We start from the raw sequence: 12,360 nt of genomic DNA, 5'->3' as shown, positions 1-12,360 counted from the left end.
TACCCGGAACGATCGGTCGCGGGCGGCATATGGTCATGGCGCCGCTGCTGGCCAAGGGTGGGCTTTCCCCGGGCCGGGGCCCATGGTATCGCTTTGCCCATGGCGACCATGACCGAACATACCCTTCGGGGTCTCTCCGCCCTGGGCTTCCACCGCCTGGCCTACACGCAGTGGAGTCCGGAAGGTGTGCGCCCCGGACGCACCATCGTTTGCTGCCATGGCCTGACCCGCAACGGCCGCGACTTCGACGTGCTGGCGGCGGATTTGGCGGACAGCCTGGGCGCCCGCGTCGTGTGTCCCGACGTGGTGGGCCGCGGCAAGAGCGGCACGCTGGCCAATCCCGACCTCTACGGCTACCCCCAGTATCTGGCCGACATGGCGGCCCTGATCGCGCGCCTGGATGTGGAGAGCCTGGACTGGGTCGGCACCTCCATGGGCGGCCTGATCGGCATGATCCTGGCGGCCCAGGGCGACACCCCCATCACCCGCCTGGTGGTGAACGATGTCGGCCCGCTGGTGCCCAAGGCGGCGCTGGAACGCATCGGCACCTATGTCGGCACCAGCCCTGTCTTCCGCACGGTGGAGGAAGTGCAGCGCTACCTCAGCCTGGTCTACGCCCCCTTCGGCGACCTGACGGAGGCGCAGTGGCGCCACCTGGCCGAGCACGGCTATTGGACGCGGCCCGATGGTACGTTGGGCCTGGCCTACGATACCGGCATCGCTCGCGCCTTCCAGACCCAGCCCATCACCGATGTCGATCTATGGCCGGTGTGGGGCATGATCCGCTGCCCCGTGCTGGCCATCCGTGGCCTGCAGTCCGACCTGCTGACGGCGGAGATCGCGCAGGCGATGACGGAGCGGGGACCCAAGGCCACGCTGTTCGAGGTGGCGGACGCCGGCCATGCCCCGGCGCTGATGGACCCGGCGCAACTGGCGGCCGTGCGCGACTTCCTGCGTTAAGGTGCCGTCCGCCGTTCCGCCCTTGCCCCCGGGCTATCCGCCCTTCCAGCCGCGCCTGCCGTGGCTGGGCCCCGACCTGCAGACCCTGCGCAATACCCTGCGCCGCCCCCGTCACGCCCTGCCGGTGGGCGAGGTGCTGGTCTTCCCCATGGGCGACGGCACCGGGGACAGCCTGGCCGGCACGCTGCATCGCCCGGCGGCGCCGGCCGCCGCTCGTCCATTGGTGGTGCTGATCCACGGCTTGGCGGGGGCGGAGGACAGCCCCTACATCCGCGCCGCCGCCGGGGCGGTGCTGGCGCGCGGCCATGCCGTCCTGCGCCTGAACCTGCGGGGCGCCGGTCCCTTTGTCGGCCGGACGCGCCAGCGCTATCACGCCGGCCGCACGCAGGATGCCCGCGCCGTGCTGGCGCACCTTGCCGCCACCCTGCCGGACCTGACGGCGGCGGGTGTGGTGGTGGTGGGCTATTCCCTGGCCGGCAACATGGTGCTGAAGCTGATGGGGGAAGTGGATGTGCTGCCGCCCATGGTGCGCGGCGGCGTGGCCGTGTCGGCGCCCATCGACCTGTCCGCCACCTCCCGCCGCTTCCTGAAGGCGCGCAACCGCCCCTACCACCTGTGGCTGTTGCGCCAGATGAAGGCGGAGACGCTGGCCACGCCGGCCGAGCCCGGAACCGCCGAGGCGGAGCGCCAGGCGGCGGTGCGCCGCGCCCGCACCATCTACGACTTCGACGACGGCTATGTGGCGCCGGCCAACGGCTGGCGGGACGCGGAGGAATACTATCGCGTCAACAGCGCGCTCCAGTTCCTGCCCGCCATCACGCGGCCCACCCTGGTCATCCACGCGCTGGACGATCCCTGGATCGCGCCGGAGCCCTATCTGGCCTTCGACTGGGCGGCGCACCCGGCGCTGGTGCCCTTGATCGTGACCAAAGGGGGGCATGTCGGATTTCATGCCGCGGCTGAGGGGTGGGGCGCTATTTTAGGTGGTGGATGGCTCGATCGATGCCTGGTGCGTTTTCTGGAAACGCTGGCATGATGGGCACGCGATAATAAACATATGGGAGGGTCATTCCTGTGCTGGATCACATCGGCTTCTCGGTCGCCGACTTCGCGACGTCCACCGCCTTTTACGACCACGCCCTGGCCCCATTGGGCATCACCCGCCTCATGAACATCACCGCGGAGATGACCGGCGCCGGTGCCCACGCCGGCTACGGCAGCGACGGCAAACCCTATTTCTGGATCGGTACGGGGCGGCGTCTGCAAGGCGGCGCCCTGCACGTCTGCTTCGCCGCGGCGGACCGCAAGACGGTCGACGCCTTCCACGCCGCGGCCCTCGCCGCGGGTGGGCGGGACAACGGCGCACCTGGCCTGCGCCCGCACTATCACCCCAACTATTATGGGGCCTTCGTGCTGGATCCCGACGGGCACAATATCGAGGCCGTCTGCCACGATCCCGAATGACGAAAGGGCGGCGCGGACCGGATGCGCGTCCGGTCCGCGCCTTGCCCGGTCAGTGGCCGGCCCGCAGCAGGCGGGCGGCGTCGATGGCGCCATAGGTCAGGATGGCGTCGGCCCCGGCGCGCCGGAAGGCCAGCAGTGTCTCCAGCAGCGACTTCTCATAATCCATCCAGCCGTTCTGGGCGGCCGCCTTCATCATCGCGAACTCGCCACTGACCTGATAGGCGAAGGTGGGCACGCCGAACTCCGCCTTCACCCGGTGGACGATGTCCAGGTAGGGCAGGCCCGGCTTCACCATGACCATATCGGCACCTTCCTCCAGGTCCAGCTGCACCTCGCGCAGGGCCTCGTTGGTGTTGGCGGAATCCATCTGGTAGGTGCGCTTGTCGCCCTTCAGCAGGCCACCGGTCTTCACCGCGTCGCGGAAGGGGCCGTAGAAGGCGGAGGCGTACTTGGCGGCATAGGCGCATATGCGGGTCAGCTCATGCCCGCTCTCGTCCAGCGCATCGCGGATGGCGCCGACGCGCCCGTCCATCATGTCGGACGGGGCGATGATGTCGCAGCCCGCCGCCGCCTGCACCAGCGACTGCTGCACCAGCACGGCCACCGTCTCGTCGTTCAGGATGCGGCCGTCGGTGACGATGCCGTCGTGGCCGTGGCTGGTGTAAGGGTCCAGCGCCACGTCGCCCAGGGTGCCGATGTCCGGCACCTCGCGCTTGATGGCGCGCAGGGCCCGGCACATCAGGTTGTCGGGGTTGGTCGCCTCGCTGCCCATGGGATCCTTCTGGTCCGCCGACAGGCAGGGGAACAGGGCCACGCAGGGAATGCCCAGGTCGCGCGCCTCGGCCACGGCCGGCACCAGCAGGTCGATGCTGAGCCGCTCCACCCCCGGCATGGAGGCCACGGGCTCCCGCTGGTTCTCACCATCCACCACGAAGACCGGCCAGATCAGGTCATCGACCGACAGCCGGGTTTCCGCCACCAGCCGGCGCGTCCAGGCATCGACGCGGTTGCGGCGCGGACGCTGGCGGGGATCGCCGCCGAAACGGCGGGGCAGGGAGGCATGATCAACCATGAAAGGTCTCCAAGTCCTTGAGACGTTTGGGAATGACGTTGGGTAAGGAACCGGTGACGGAATGCTACGCCTGGGTTCCCCGCCCCTCAAGGGCGCGGACGAGGGCGGGCCGCCCGCCCAGGTCAACGCTGCCCTGCCCGGGGGCGGGGCAGGGGGTGGCGATGGCCGCTGGGCTGGTATTGCCCGGTGCCGCTCCCTATGATCTCCGGCAACGGGCGGGGTTCCTGCCGCCGCCCCCACAGATAAATTCCGCGGCCCTCGAGGGGGCGTGGCGAACTTCAGGGGATGAGGGAATGAACGAGACCGTGGACCTGGGGGCGGCGGAACAGCCCCACGTCATCTGCACCGTGCGCGGCGCCATCGGCCATGTGCTGCTGAACCGACCCAAGGCGCTGAATGCGCTGACCTTGGACATGATCCGCATCATCGATCCGCAGCTGGCCGCCTGGGCCCGGGACCCAGCCATCAAGGCGGTGGTGATCCAGGGAGCGGGGGATCGCGCCTTTTGCGCCGGCGGCGACGTGCGCGCCGTGTGGGACAGCGGCAAGGCCCTGCAACGCGGGGAAGGCGATGGCGCCATCGCCCGCGACTTCTTCCGCGAGGAATACCGGCTGAACCGCCGCATCAAGCGCTACCCGAAGCCCTACATTGCGTTGCTGGACGGCATCACCATGGGCGGCGGCGTAGGCCTGTCGGTGCACGGCAGCCACCGGGTGACGACGGAGAAGACCCTGCTGGCCATGCCGGAGACGGGCATCGGCCTTTTCCCCGACGTGGGCGGCGGCTACTTCCTGTCCCGCCTGCCGGGGGAGCTGGGCACCTACCTGGCGCTGACCGGCGCCCGCCTGGGCGCCGCCGATGCCGCCTATGCCGGAATCGCCACACACCACGTCCCCTCCGCCCAGCTGGGTGCGCTGGTGGACGAGTTGGCCGCCGCCAGCTATGGCGCGCATGCGCACGCCACCGTCGATACCCTGCTGGCCCGCCACGCCACCTTCCCGGGCGAGGCGCCGCTGGCCGCCCACACGCCCTCGATCGACCGCAGCTTCAACGCCGAGACGGTGGAAGAGATCCTGGCCTGCCTGGGCGATGAAACGCAGGGCTTCGACGACGCCTGGGCGTCGGCCACGGTGAAGACCCTGTCGCAGATGTCGCCCACCAGCCTGAAGGTGACCTTGAGCCAGCTGCGCCGGGGCGTGTCGCTGGAGATCGAGGATGTGCTGGTCATGGAATACCGCATGACCCAGGCGGTGATGGCCGGCCATGACTTTTATGAAGGCATCCGGGCCCAGTTGGTGGACAAGGACCGGCAGCCGAAATGGCGGCCGACGACCCTGGCCGAAGTATCCGAGTCTGAGGTGGAACGGCATTTCCAGCCGGTGCCCTCGGGGGATCTCACCTTCACCGATTGACGTACGCCGGAGCGGTAGGCCGGGCGGACTCGGCCCGGCTTATCCCTCCGGAAGATATACGCCGGACAAACGGATGGCCGACCTACCCTTTAGGGGTAGGAAGGGGTCGACTTGACCGCCAGATTCTGAGCATTTCTTACATTATCGGGTCGATTACCCGGGGGCGATGCGTTAAAGTCTTGTCCGTCCAATGGAATCTACGTATCCCAAATGGTTCATGCCGGTTTACTTGCCGGCGAACACTCTATGTCGTCGGTTCAGTGTGAAGGAGAGGGCTTTGAAGCAACCTTACTACGACAGCATCCTGTTGATCGAAAGGCTGCATCGGCACTTTCTGGAAGTGCTGAAGGTCGAACTGGACCGGCAAGGTGTGCAGGACATCAACAACGTCCAGAGCTTGATCCTCTACAACATCGGTGAGGATGAGCTGACGGTGGGGGAACTGACCGCGCGGGGCTACTACCTGGGGTCGAATGTCTCCTACAACGTCAAGAAGATGCATGAGAACGGCTATCTGACGCAGGAGCGGTCGGCCCATGACCGCCGGTCGGTGCGCGTCCGCCTCTCGGACAAGGGCATCGCGCTGCGCGACAAGATCAACACCCTGTTCGAGCGGCAGGTGGGTGCCCTCGGTGAAGCGGGCCTGTCGACGGATGAGCTGAACAAGGCCAACGAATTGATGCGCAAGCTGGAGCGATTCTGGACTTCCGCCCTGGACTACACCAACTATCCTGCAAGTTCCGCCGCCTAAGCGCCGGCGTTTATTCAAAGCAGGGTGCCGGATGATGGCCGGGAACGACGAAGTCTATGTCGAATACCATCGGATCGGTCAGATCGTGAAAGCGACCGCCATCGACGCCAATACAGGCGTCGAGGTGTCGATTCAGGGGCCGGCCAATCTGCCACAGGAACATTTGCGCCGCGTGGTGGTGGCCAAGCTGCGATACGTCCTGGCGAAAAGGCGCAACAAGCCGCGCGGCATACTGGTCTGAACCACCGGCCACGTTTTATCTGGGGCCTAAAATGAAAAACCGCCGCTCCTCATCGGGCGGCGGTTTTCATTTGGCTTGGGCCCGGCCCCGGAAGGGCTGGGCCGTCATCCGGTGACTCAGGACGCGCGGCGGCGCGGCTGGTCGGCCGGGGCCTTGCCCAGGCCAATCTTCTTCGCGAACTCCGACCGCTGGGCGGCGTAGTTCGGGGCGACCATGGGATAGTCGGCCGGCAGGCCCCACTTGGCGCGGTATTCGTCGGGGGTCATGTTATAGGTCGAGCGCAGATGCCGCTTCAGCATCTTCAGCTTCTTACCATCTTCCAAGCAGACGATGTATTCGGGGGTGACCGACTTGCGCACGGGCACGGCGGGACGCTGCGGCTCCGGCTGAGCTTCGACCTGCGGCATGTCGAGGCCGGCCAGAGAGCTGTAAACCGTGCTGATGATCTCGGGAATCTGCTGGGCCGGCAGGGCATTTTTGCCAACATAGGCAGAGACGATTTCCGACGTCATCTGGAGAAGTTGAGACGCGCGCAGGTCGCCGTCCTGTTGTTCAATCATTTCAACTGCCTTGACACATTGGACCGAAGTGTGTGTACACCTCGCACAGTCATAATGTTATGTCAATGTTAATTCGGCTTGTCCTATCGACGTAGGGCTGGTCTTCATGCCCTTCGTCAAGTGTTTAGCCGTGTTGACTTGGGCGGGGATAGTTGGGCCAGATCCCATTGATTGTGACGTCCATCACATGTGGACAATTTTAGACGGATTGCGGGCTTCACCGTTGAGTAGCTGCATTTCGGGGCTATTGCGGACGCGGGTGGTTCTACTCGACGTTGTCGGGCGGCCGCCACAACCACCAGCGCGTACGGGGCCAGCACCTGCGGACCGGCGCCCCCACCGTATTCGCCGACGCGCCGGGTTTAGATCGGCGTGCCGGGCATATCCTGGCTGCGCCGCCAGCGGATCCGGGAACTGGTGCGAACGGGGCGCATCTGGTAGTGTCCACACGGTTTTTAGCCCCCACTTCTTGTGGCGCCGCACTATTCGCGGTGTGCGGGGACTGGGGCGGCGCCGGGGGCGGGCCATAGGGGCGCGCGCCCGGTTCGCGTGTTCACGAAATGGGTTGGGCCTCATGACCGCCAAGACGTTCGCCATCGCTTCCGATCACGCCGGCACCGAGTTGAAGGCCGCGCTGAAGACGCTGCTGGAAGAGCAGGGCGTGAGCGTCCTGGACCTGGGCACCGATGGCCCCGCCAGCGTTGACTATCCCAATTTCGCCGACGCCGTGGCCGCCGCCCTGGCCGACGGCCGGGCCGAGGCCGGCGTGCTGATCTGCGGCACCGGCATCGGCATCAGCATCGCCGCCAACCGGCACCGCCATGTCCGCGCGGCCCTGTGCCACGACATTACCACCGCCCGCCTCTGCCGCCAGCACAACGACGCCAACGTCCTGGTGCTGGGCGCCCGCATCGTCGGGCTGGAGGTGGCGCGCGATTGCACCTTGGCTTTCCTGTCCACGCCGTATGAAGGGGGACGTCACGCCCGGCGCGTTGCCATGCTGGGCTGAGGCGCTTCCGGGACCGGCGCCCCGGCGCGGGTCCAGACGACATGGGATCCGCATCATAGAGGGTTGTCAGAATGGCTTTTACTCAAAGCGCCGGTTTCTTCAGCGACACGCTCGCGGCGGCCGATCCCGAATTGGCCCGCGTCATTGGTGACGAGCTGCGCCGCCAGCAGGACCAGATCGAGCTGATCGCGTCGGAGAACATCGTTTCCCGCGCCGTGCTGGAGGCCCAGGGCTCCGTCCTGACCAACAAATACGCCGAAGGCTACCCGTCCAAGCGCTACTACGGCGGTTGCGAGTATGTCGACGTGGCCGAGCAGCTGGCCATCGACCGCGCCAAGGCCCTGTTCAACTGCGCCTACGCCAACGTGCAGCCGCATTCCGGCGCGCAGGCCAACCAGGCGGTGTTCATGGCCCTGCTGAAGCCGGGCGACACCTTCATGGGCATGGATCTGACCCACGGCGGCCATCTGACCCACGGCTCCGCCGCCAACCAGTCCGGCAAGTGGTTCAACGTCGTCAGCTATGGCGTGCGTCCGGAAGACCACCGCATCGATTACGAGGCGATGGAGGCCAAGGCCCGCGAGCACAAGCCCAAGCTGATCATCGCCGGCGCCTCCGCCTACCCGCGCGAGATCGACTTTGCCCGCTTCCGCGCCATCGCGGATGAGATCGGCGCCTACCTGATGGTGGACATGGCCCACTATGCGGGCCTGGTCGCGGCCGGCGTCTATCCCAGCCCGCTGCCGCACGCCCACATTGTCACCACCACCACGCACAAGACGCTGCGCGGCCCGCGTGGCGGTATGATCCTGTCCAATGACCTGGATCTGGGCAAGAAGATCAACTCGGCGGTGTTCCCCGGCCTGCAGGGCGGCCCGCTGATGCACGTCATTTCCGCCAAGGCCGTGGCCTTCGGGGAGGCGCTGAAGCCCGAGTTCAAGGAATACGCCGCTCAGGTGAAGGCCAACGCCCAGGTGCTGGCCGACGTGCTGATCAAGGGCGGCCTGGACATCGTGTCCGGCGGCACCGACAGCCACATCGTGCTGGTCGACCTGCGTCCCAAGAAGCTGACGGGCCGCGACGCCGAGGTCAGCCTGGAACACGCCGGCATGACCTGCAACAAGAACGGCGTGCCCTTCGACCCGGAAAAGCCGATGGTCACCTCCGGCGTCCGCCTGGGCACCCCGGCCGCCACCACGCGTGGCTTCGGCACCGAGGAGTTCCGCCAGGTCGGCGAGATGATCATCGAGGTGCTGGACGCGCTGGCCAAGTCCAACGGCGACAACTCGGCCGCCGAGGCGCGGGTGCGGGAAAAGGTTCAGGCGCTCTGCCGCCGTTTCCCGATTTACTGAAACAAGGCTGGTTGAACGGCCTTACACGGAGGGGGACCAGGAGTAATGCGCTGCCCGTTTTGTGGTAACGACGACACCCAGGTGAAGGATTCTCGGCCCACCGAGGATAACTCCGCCATCCGCCGCCGCCGCTTCTGCCCCTCCTGCGGCGCGCGGTTCACGACGTTCGAGCGCGTGCAGTTGCGCGAGTTGACCGTGGTGAAGGCGACCGGGCAGCGCGAACCCTTCGACCGCGAAAAGGTCTTGCGGTCGATGCGGGTCGCCCTGCGCAAACGGCCGGTGGATGCCGACCGCATCGACCGGGTGGTGAACTCCATCGTTCGCCAGCTGGAATCGTCCGGCGAGACGGAAATCCCGTCCAAGCAGATCGGCAGCATGGTGATGGATACGCTGGCCCAGTTGGACCAGATCGCCTACATCCGCTATGCCTCGGTCTATAAGGACTTCCGCGAAGTGGCGGATTTCAACGAGTTTGTCGGCCATCTTAAGACCGAACCCGAGGTCTGACGGCTTCAAAGTTATTATAGGCGGGGCTTGAACGGGTCCCGCCTAACGGCCCATCCTACGACCTGAGGAGAGGCCGCATGACCCATATCCAATTCACTGCCGATGATGTCGCGCACATGCGCGCGGCCCTGTCGCTCGCCTCGCGCGGCTTGGGGCGCTGCTGGCCCAACCCGGCGGTGGGCTGCGTCATCGTCAGGGACGGCCGCGTCGTGGGCCGCGGCTGGACCCAGCCCGGTGGCCGCCCCCATGCCGAAACCGTGGCGCTGGCTCAGGCCGGCAACGCGGCGGAGGGGGCCACCGCCTATGTCACGCTGGAACCCTGCAGCCATGTCGGCAAGACGCCGCCCTGTGCCGACGCGCTGGTGGCGGCCGGCGTCACGCGCGTAATCGTCGCCATCGGCGATCCGGACCCCCGCGTCTCCGGCCGGGGCATCGCCCGCCTGCGCGACGCCGGCATCACCGTGGACGTCGGCCTGCTGGAGGATGAGGCGCGGCTGGTGACCGAGGGCTTCCTGCGCCGCGTCACCGAGGGCCGGCCTATGGTGACCCTGAAGCTGGCCACCACGCTGGACGGCCGCATCGCCACCAAGGCGCATGAAAGCCAGTGGATCACGGGGCCCGTCGCCCGCTCCTGGGGGCATGGCCTGCGCAGCACCCACGACGCCATCATGGTGGGCATCGGCACGGCCCTGGCCGATGATCCGGAACTGACCTGCCGTCTGCCCGGGCTGGAGGACCGATCCCCCATCCGCATCGTGGTGGATAGCCGCCTGCGCCTGCCGCTGACCAGCCGCCTGGTGAGCGACGCCCGCCGCGTGCCGGTGTGGGTGGCGACCCTGGCCGGCGGTGATGCCACCCGTCGCCGCGCCTATCAGGACTGCGGGGTGGACGTCATCGAGATTCCGGCCGACGCCGACGGCGTCATGCCGCTGGCCGACGTGCTGGCGGCCCTGGGCGCCCGGGGCCTGACCCGGGTGCTGGTGGAGGGCGGGGCGCAGCTGGCCGCCTCCCTCTTCAAGGACGACCTGGTGGACCGCCTGGAATGGTATCGCGCCGCCAAGGTCATCGGCGGCGACGGCCTGCCAGCGGCTCATGGCTTCGGGCTGGAGCGGCTGAACGCGGCCCCGCGCTTCACGCTGGTGGACGTGCGTCCCGCCGGCGATGACAAGGCCGAGAGCTATCGCCGCACCGGGTGACCGGTTTGCGGTTTTGCGCAAGAAACGCCGCCATTTTCCACTCGCCAGCCGGGGCGCCCGGGCCTAGTTTGTCGCCCATGTTTACCGGACTCATCACGGATGTCGGGCAGGTCACCGCTGTTGAACGGCGTGGCGATACCCGTTTCACCATCGCCACCGGGTTCAACCTGGAGGCGGTCGCCATCGGCGCTTCCATCGCCTGCAACGGCGTGTGCCTGACCGTCGTGGAGAAAGGCCAGGGTCAGGAAGGCGGCTGGTTCAAGGTGGACGTGTCCGCCGAGACCCATTCCAAGACCACCACCGGCGGCTGGCAGGCTGGCACGCCCGTGAACCTGGAGCGGTCCTTGCGCCTGGGCGATGAGCTGGGCGGCCACCTAGTCTACGGCCATGTCGACGGCGTGATCGACATCGTGGACGTGCAGCCGGACGGTGACAGCCAGCGCTGGTGGTTCGACGCGCCGCCGCACCTGGCGCGCTTCATCGCCGCCAAGGGTTCCGTTGCGCTGGACGGCGTGTCGCTGACCGTGAATTCGGTCGAGGGCACGCGCTTCGGCATCAACATCATCCCCCACACCCAGGAAAAGACCACCTTCCAGCACCTGAAGGCTGGCGGCGTGATCAACCTGGAAGTCGATATGCTGGCGCGCTACGTCGCCCGTCTCGCGGAAACGAAATGATGAGCAACACGCCGGTCTCCGTGGCCCTGTCCACCCCTGAGGAGCTGATAGAGGAGGCCCGCGCCGGCCGTATGTTCATCCTGGTGGATGACGAGGATCGCGAGAACGAGGGCGACCTGGTGATCCCGGCGGAGTGCTGCGACGCGGCCGCCGTGAACTTCATGGCCCGCCACGGCCGCGGCCTGATCTGCCTGTCCATGGACACGGCCCAGATCAACCGGCTGAACCTGCCGCTGATGTCGCGGGACAACGCCTCGCGCCATCAGACGGCCTTCACCGTGTCGATCGAGGCGCGGGAAGGGGTCACCACCGGCATTTCCGCCCCCGACCGCGCCCGCACCATCGCCGTCGCCATCGACCCCAACAGCGGACCGCAGGACATCGCCAGCCCTGGCCACATCTTCCCGCTGGTGGCGCGCGACGGCGGCGTGCTGGTCCGCGCCGGCCACACGGAAGCGGCGGTGGACTTCGCCCGCCTGGCGGGCAAGCTGCCGGCCGGCGTGATCTGCGAGATCATGAAGGACGACGGCACCATGGCCCGTCTGCCGGACCTGCTGCCCTTCGCCGCCGAGCACGGCCTGAAAATCGGCACCATCGCCGACCTGATCGCCTATCGCCGCCGTACCGAAACGCTGGTGGAGCGCACCTACACCACCGCCATCGAAAGCCGCCATGGCGGCCACTTCACCGTGCACGTCTACAAGAACCGCATCACCGGGGCGGAGCATCTGGCCCTGGTCATGGGCGACGTGGACGACGGCCGGCCGGTGCTGGCCCGCATGCACGCGCTGGAGGTGGTGCACGACCTGCTGGGTGACGTGCGGCGCCAGGGCGCCGGCGACCTGGACATCGCCATGTCCACCGTGGCGCGTGAGGGGCGGGGCGTCATCGTCGTCATCCGCGACGCGCAGCCCTTCTCCCTCCTGGACCGGCTGCGGGCGCTGGACGGCGCCGGCACGCCCGACGGCGGCCAGTTGCGCGACTATGGCGTGGGCGCGCAGATCCTGCTGGACCTGGGGGTCAAGGAACTGCATCTGCTGACCAACAATCCCAAGACCCTGGTGGGGGTCGAGGGCTACGGCCTGACCATCCTCAGCCAGCGCGCCATCCCGCCGCGCCCCCCGGTCGCCTAAACCCAGATCGCCTGAAGGAGAGCCGG

At 67.4% G+C, this 12,360-nt stretch carries 14 protein-coding genes; 12 read left to right on the top strand and 2 right to left on the bottom strand.

Annotation, left to right across the window (positions count from 1 at the left end; all coding sequences use genetic code 11):
• Positions 1-99: 99 nt before the first annotated feature.
• Genes FBZ87_RS06050 through FBZ87_RS06040 form a run of 3 tightly spaced genes read left to right on the top strand, consistent with a single transcriptional unit; the run spans position 100 to position 2,424 of the window.
• Positions 100-960 (top strand): alpha/beta fold hydrolase, encoded by an 861-nt coding sequence (locus FBZ87_RS06050; protein WP_145609436.1) that lies wholly within the window; start codon positions 100-102, stop codon positions 958-960.
• A gap of 1 nt (position 961) precedes the next feature.
• Positions 962-1,996 carry a YheT family hydrolase gene (locus FBZ87_RS06045; protein ID WP_145609435.1) on the top strand — a complete coding sequence of 345 codons (1,035 nt, stop codon included), beginning with the start codon at positions 962-964 and terminating at the stop codon, positions 1,994-1,996.
• Between the two features lie 38 nt (positions 1,997-2,034).
• Complete coding sequence (locus FBZ87_RS06040) at positions 2,035-2,424, top strand: VOC family protein (protein ID WP_145609434.1); 390 nt, start codon at positions 2,035-2,037, stop codon at positions 2,422-2,424.
• Between the two features lie 49 nt (positions 2,425-2,473).
• Here FBZ87_RS06040 and hemB read toward each other — a convergent pair whose 3' ends face one another.
• Positions 2,474-3,496, bottom strand: a complete 1,023-nt coding sequence (gene hemB, locus FBZ87_RS06035; protein WP_145609433.1) for a porphobilinogen synthase — start codon at positions 3,494-3,496, stop codon at positions 2,474-2,476.
• A gap of 293 nt (positions 3,497-3,789) precedes the next feature.
• Here hemB and FBZ87_RS06030 point away from each other — a divergent pair, with 293 nt between their 5' ends.
• The 3 genes from FBZ87_RS06030 to FBZ87_RS06020 all read left to right on the top strand — a co-directional run bounded on the left by FBZ87_RS06030 (position 3,790) and on the right by FBZ87_RS06020 (position 5,900).
• Positions 3,790-4,908, top strand: coding sequence for an enoyl-CoA hydratase/isomerase family protein (locus tag FBZ87_RS06030; protein WP_145609432.1), 1,119 nt, complete (start codon positions 3,790-3,792; stop codon positions 4,906-4,908).
• Positions 4,909-5,185: 277 nt separating this feature from the next.
• Positions 5,186-5,659 (top strand): MarR family winged helix-turn-helix transcriptional regulator, encoded by a 474-nt coding sequence (locus FBZ87_RS06025; protein WP_145609431.1) that lies wholly within the window; start codon positions 5,186-5,188, stop codon positions 5,657-5,659.
• 31 nt (positions 5,660-5,690) lie between these two features.
• Positions 5,691-5,900, top strand: coding sequence for a DUF6898 family protein (locus FBZ87_RS06020; protein WP_246134259.1), 210 nt, complete (start codon positions 5,691-5,693; stop codon positions 5,898-5,900).
• 116 nt (positions 5,901-6,016) lie between these two features.
• Here FBZ87_RS06020 and FBZ87_RS06015 read toward each other — a convergent pair whose 3' ends face one another.
• On the bottom strand, positions 6,017-6,460 hold the full coding sequence (locus FBZ87_RS06015; RefSeq protein ID WP_145609430.1) for a Ros/MucR family transcriptional regulator: 444 nt from the start codon (positions 6,458-6,460) through the stop codon (positions 6,017-6,019).
• 574 nt (positions 6,461-7,034) lie between these two features.
• Between FBZ87_RS06015 and rpiB the strand changes: the two genes are divergently transcribed.
• The 6 genes from rpiB to ribB all read left to right on the top strand — a co-directional run bounded on the left by rpiB (position 7,035) and on the right by ribB (position 12,334).
• Positions 7,035-7,469, top strand: a complete 435-nt coding sequence (gene rpiB / locus FBZ87_RS06010; protein ID WP_145609429.1) for a ribose 5-phosphate isomerase B — start codon at positions 7,035-7,037, stop codon at positions 7,467-7,469.
• 71 nt (positions 7,470-7,540) lie between these two features.
• Positions 7,541-8,821: a serine hydroxymethyltransferase gene (glyA, locus tag FBZ87_RS06005; protein WP_145609428.1), complete on the top strand. Its 1,281-nt coding sequence runs from the start codon at positions 7,541-7,543 to the stop codon at positions 8,819-8,821.
• A gap of 45 nt (positions 8,822-8,866) precedes the next feature.
• Complete coding sequence (nrdR, locus tag FBZ87_RS06000) at positions 8,867-9,328, top strand: transcriptional regulator NrdR (protein WP_145609427.1); 462 nt, start codon at positions 8,867-8,869, stop codon at positions 9,326-9,328.
• Positions 9,329-9,405: 77 nt separating this feature from the next.
• Positions 9,406-10,524: a bifunctional diaminohydroxyphosphoribosylaminopyrimidine deaminase/5-amino-6-(5-phosphoribosylamino)uracil reductase RibD gene (ribD, locus tag FBZ87_RS05995; protein WP_246134258.1), complete on the top strand. Its 1,119-nt coding sequence runs from the start codon at positions 9,406-9,408 to the stop codon at positions 10,522-10,524.
• Positions 10,525-10,601: 77 nt separating this feature from the next.
• Entirely contained in the window at positions 10,602-11,201 is a 600-nt protein-coding gene (locus FBZ87_RS05990; protein WP_145609426.1) for a riboflavin synthase, read from the top strand.
• Positions 11,198-12,334, top strand: a complete 1,137-nt coding sequence (gene ribB, locus FBZ87_RS05985; RefSeq protein WP_145609425.1) for a 3,4-dihydroxy-2-butanone-4-phosphate synthase — start codon at positions 11,198-11,200, stop codon at positions 12,332-12,334. Before FBZ87_RS05990 ends, ribB begins: the two co-directional genes overlap by 4 nt.
• The last annotated feature ends 26 nt before the right edge of the window (positions 12,335-12,360 follow it).

Origin of the sequence: Nitrospirillum amazonense (assembly GCF_007828035.1) — a bacterium.
GTDB classification, from domain to species: Bacteria; Pseudomonadota; Alphaproteobacteria; order Azospirillales; family Azospirillaceae; genus Nitrospirillum; species Nitrospirillum amazonense.
This window is presented reverse-complemented; position numbering and strand designations above follow the sequence as displayed.

What these genes read in the sequence shown, in the direction of transcription:
- FBZ87_RS06050 (WP_145609436.1), top strand. Translation starts at nt 100, where the DNA reads ATGGCGACCATGACCGAACATACCCTTCGGGGTCTCTCCGCCCTGGGC.
- hemB (WP_145609433.1), bottom strand. Translation starts at nt 3,496, where the DNA reads ATGGTTGATCATGCCTCCCTGCCCCGCCGTTTCGGCGGCGATCCCCGC.
- FBZ87_RS06030 (WP_145609432.1), top strand. Translation starts at nt 3,790, where the DNA reads ATGAACGAGACCGTGGACCTGGGGGCGGCGGAACAGCCCCACGTCATC.
- FBZ87_RS06020 (WP_246134259.1), top strand. Translation starts at nt 5,691, where the DNA reads ATGATGGCCGGGAACGACGAAGTCTATGTCGAATACCATCGGATCGGT.
- FBZ87_RS06015 (WP_145609430.1), bottom strand. Translation starts at nt 6,460, where the DNA reads ATGATTGAACAACAGGACGGCGACCTGCGCGCGTCTCAACTTCTCCAG.
- rpiB (WP_145609429.1), top strand. Translation starts at nt 7,035, where the DNA reads ATGACCGCCAAGACGTTCGCCATCGCTTCCGATCACGCCGGCACCGAG.
- glyA (WP_145609428.1), top strand. Translation starts at nt 7,541, where the DNA reads ATGGCTTTTACTCAAAGCGCCGGTTTCTTCAGCGACACGCTCGCGGCG.
- nrdR (WP_145609427.1), top strand. Translation starts at nt 8,867, where the DNA reads ATGCGCTGCCCGTTTTGTGGTAACGACGACACCCAGGTGAAGGATTCT.
- ribD (WP_246134258.1), top strand. Translation starts at nt 9,406, where the DNA reads ATGACCCATATCCAATTCACTGCCGATGATGTCGCGCACATGCGCGCG.
- FBZ87_RS05990 (WP_145609426.1), top strand. Translation starts at nt 10,602, where the DNA reads ATGTTTACCGGACTCATCACGGATGTCGGGCAGGTCACCGCTGTTGAA.
- ribB (WP_145609425.1), top strand. Translation starts at nt 11,198, where the DNA reads ATGATGAGCAACACGCCGGTCTCCGTGGCCCTGTCCACCCCTGAGGAG.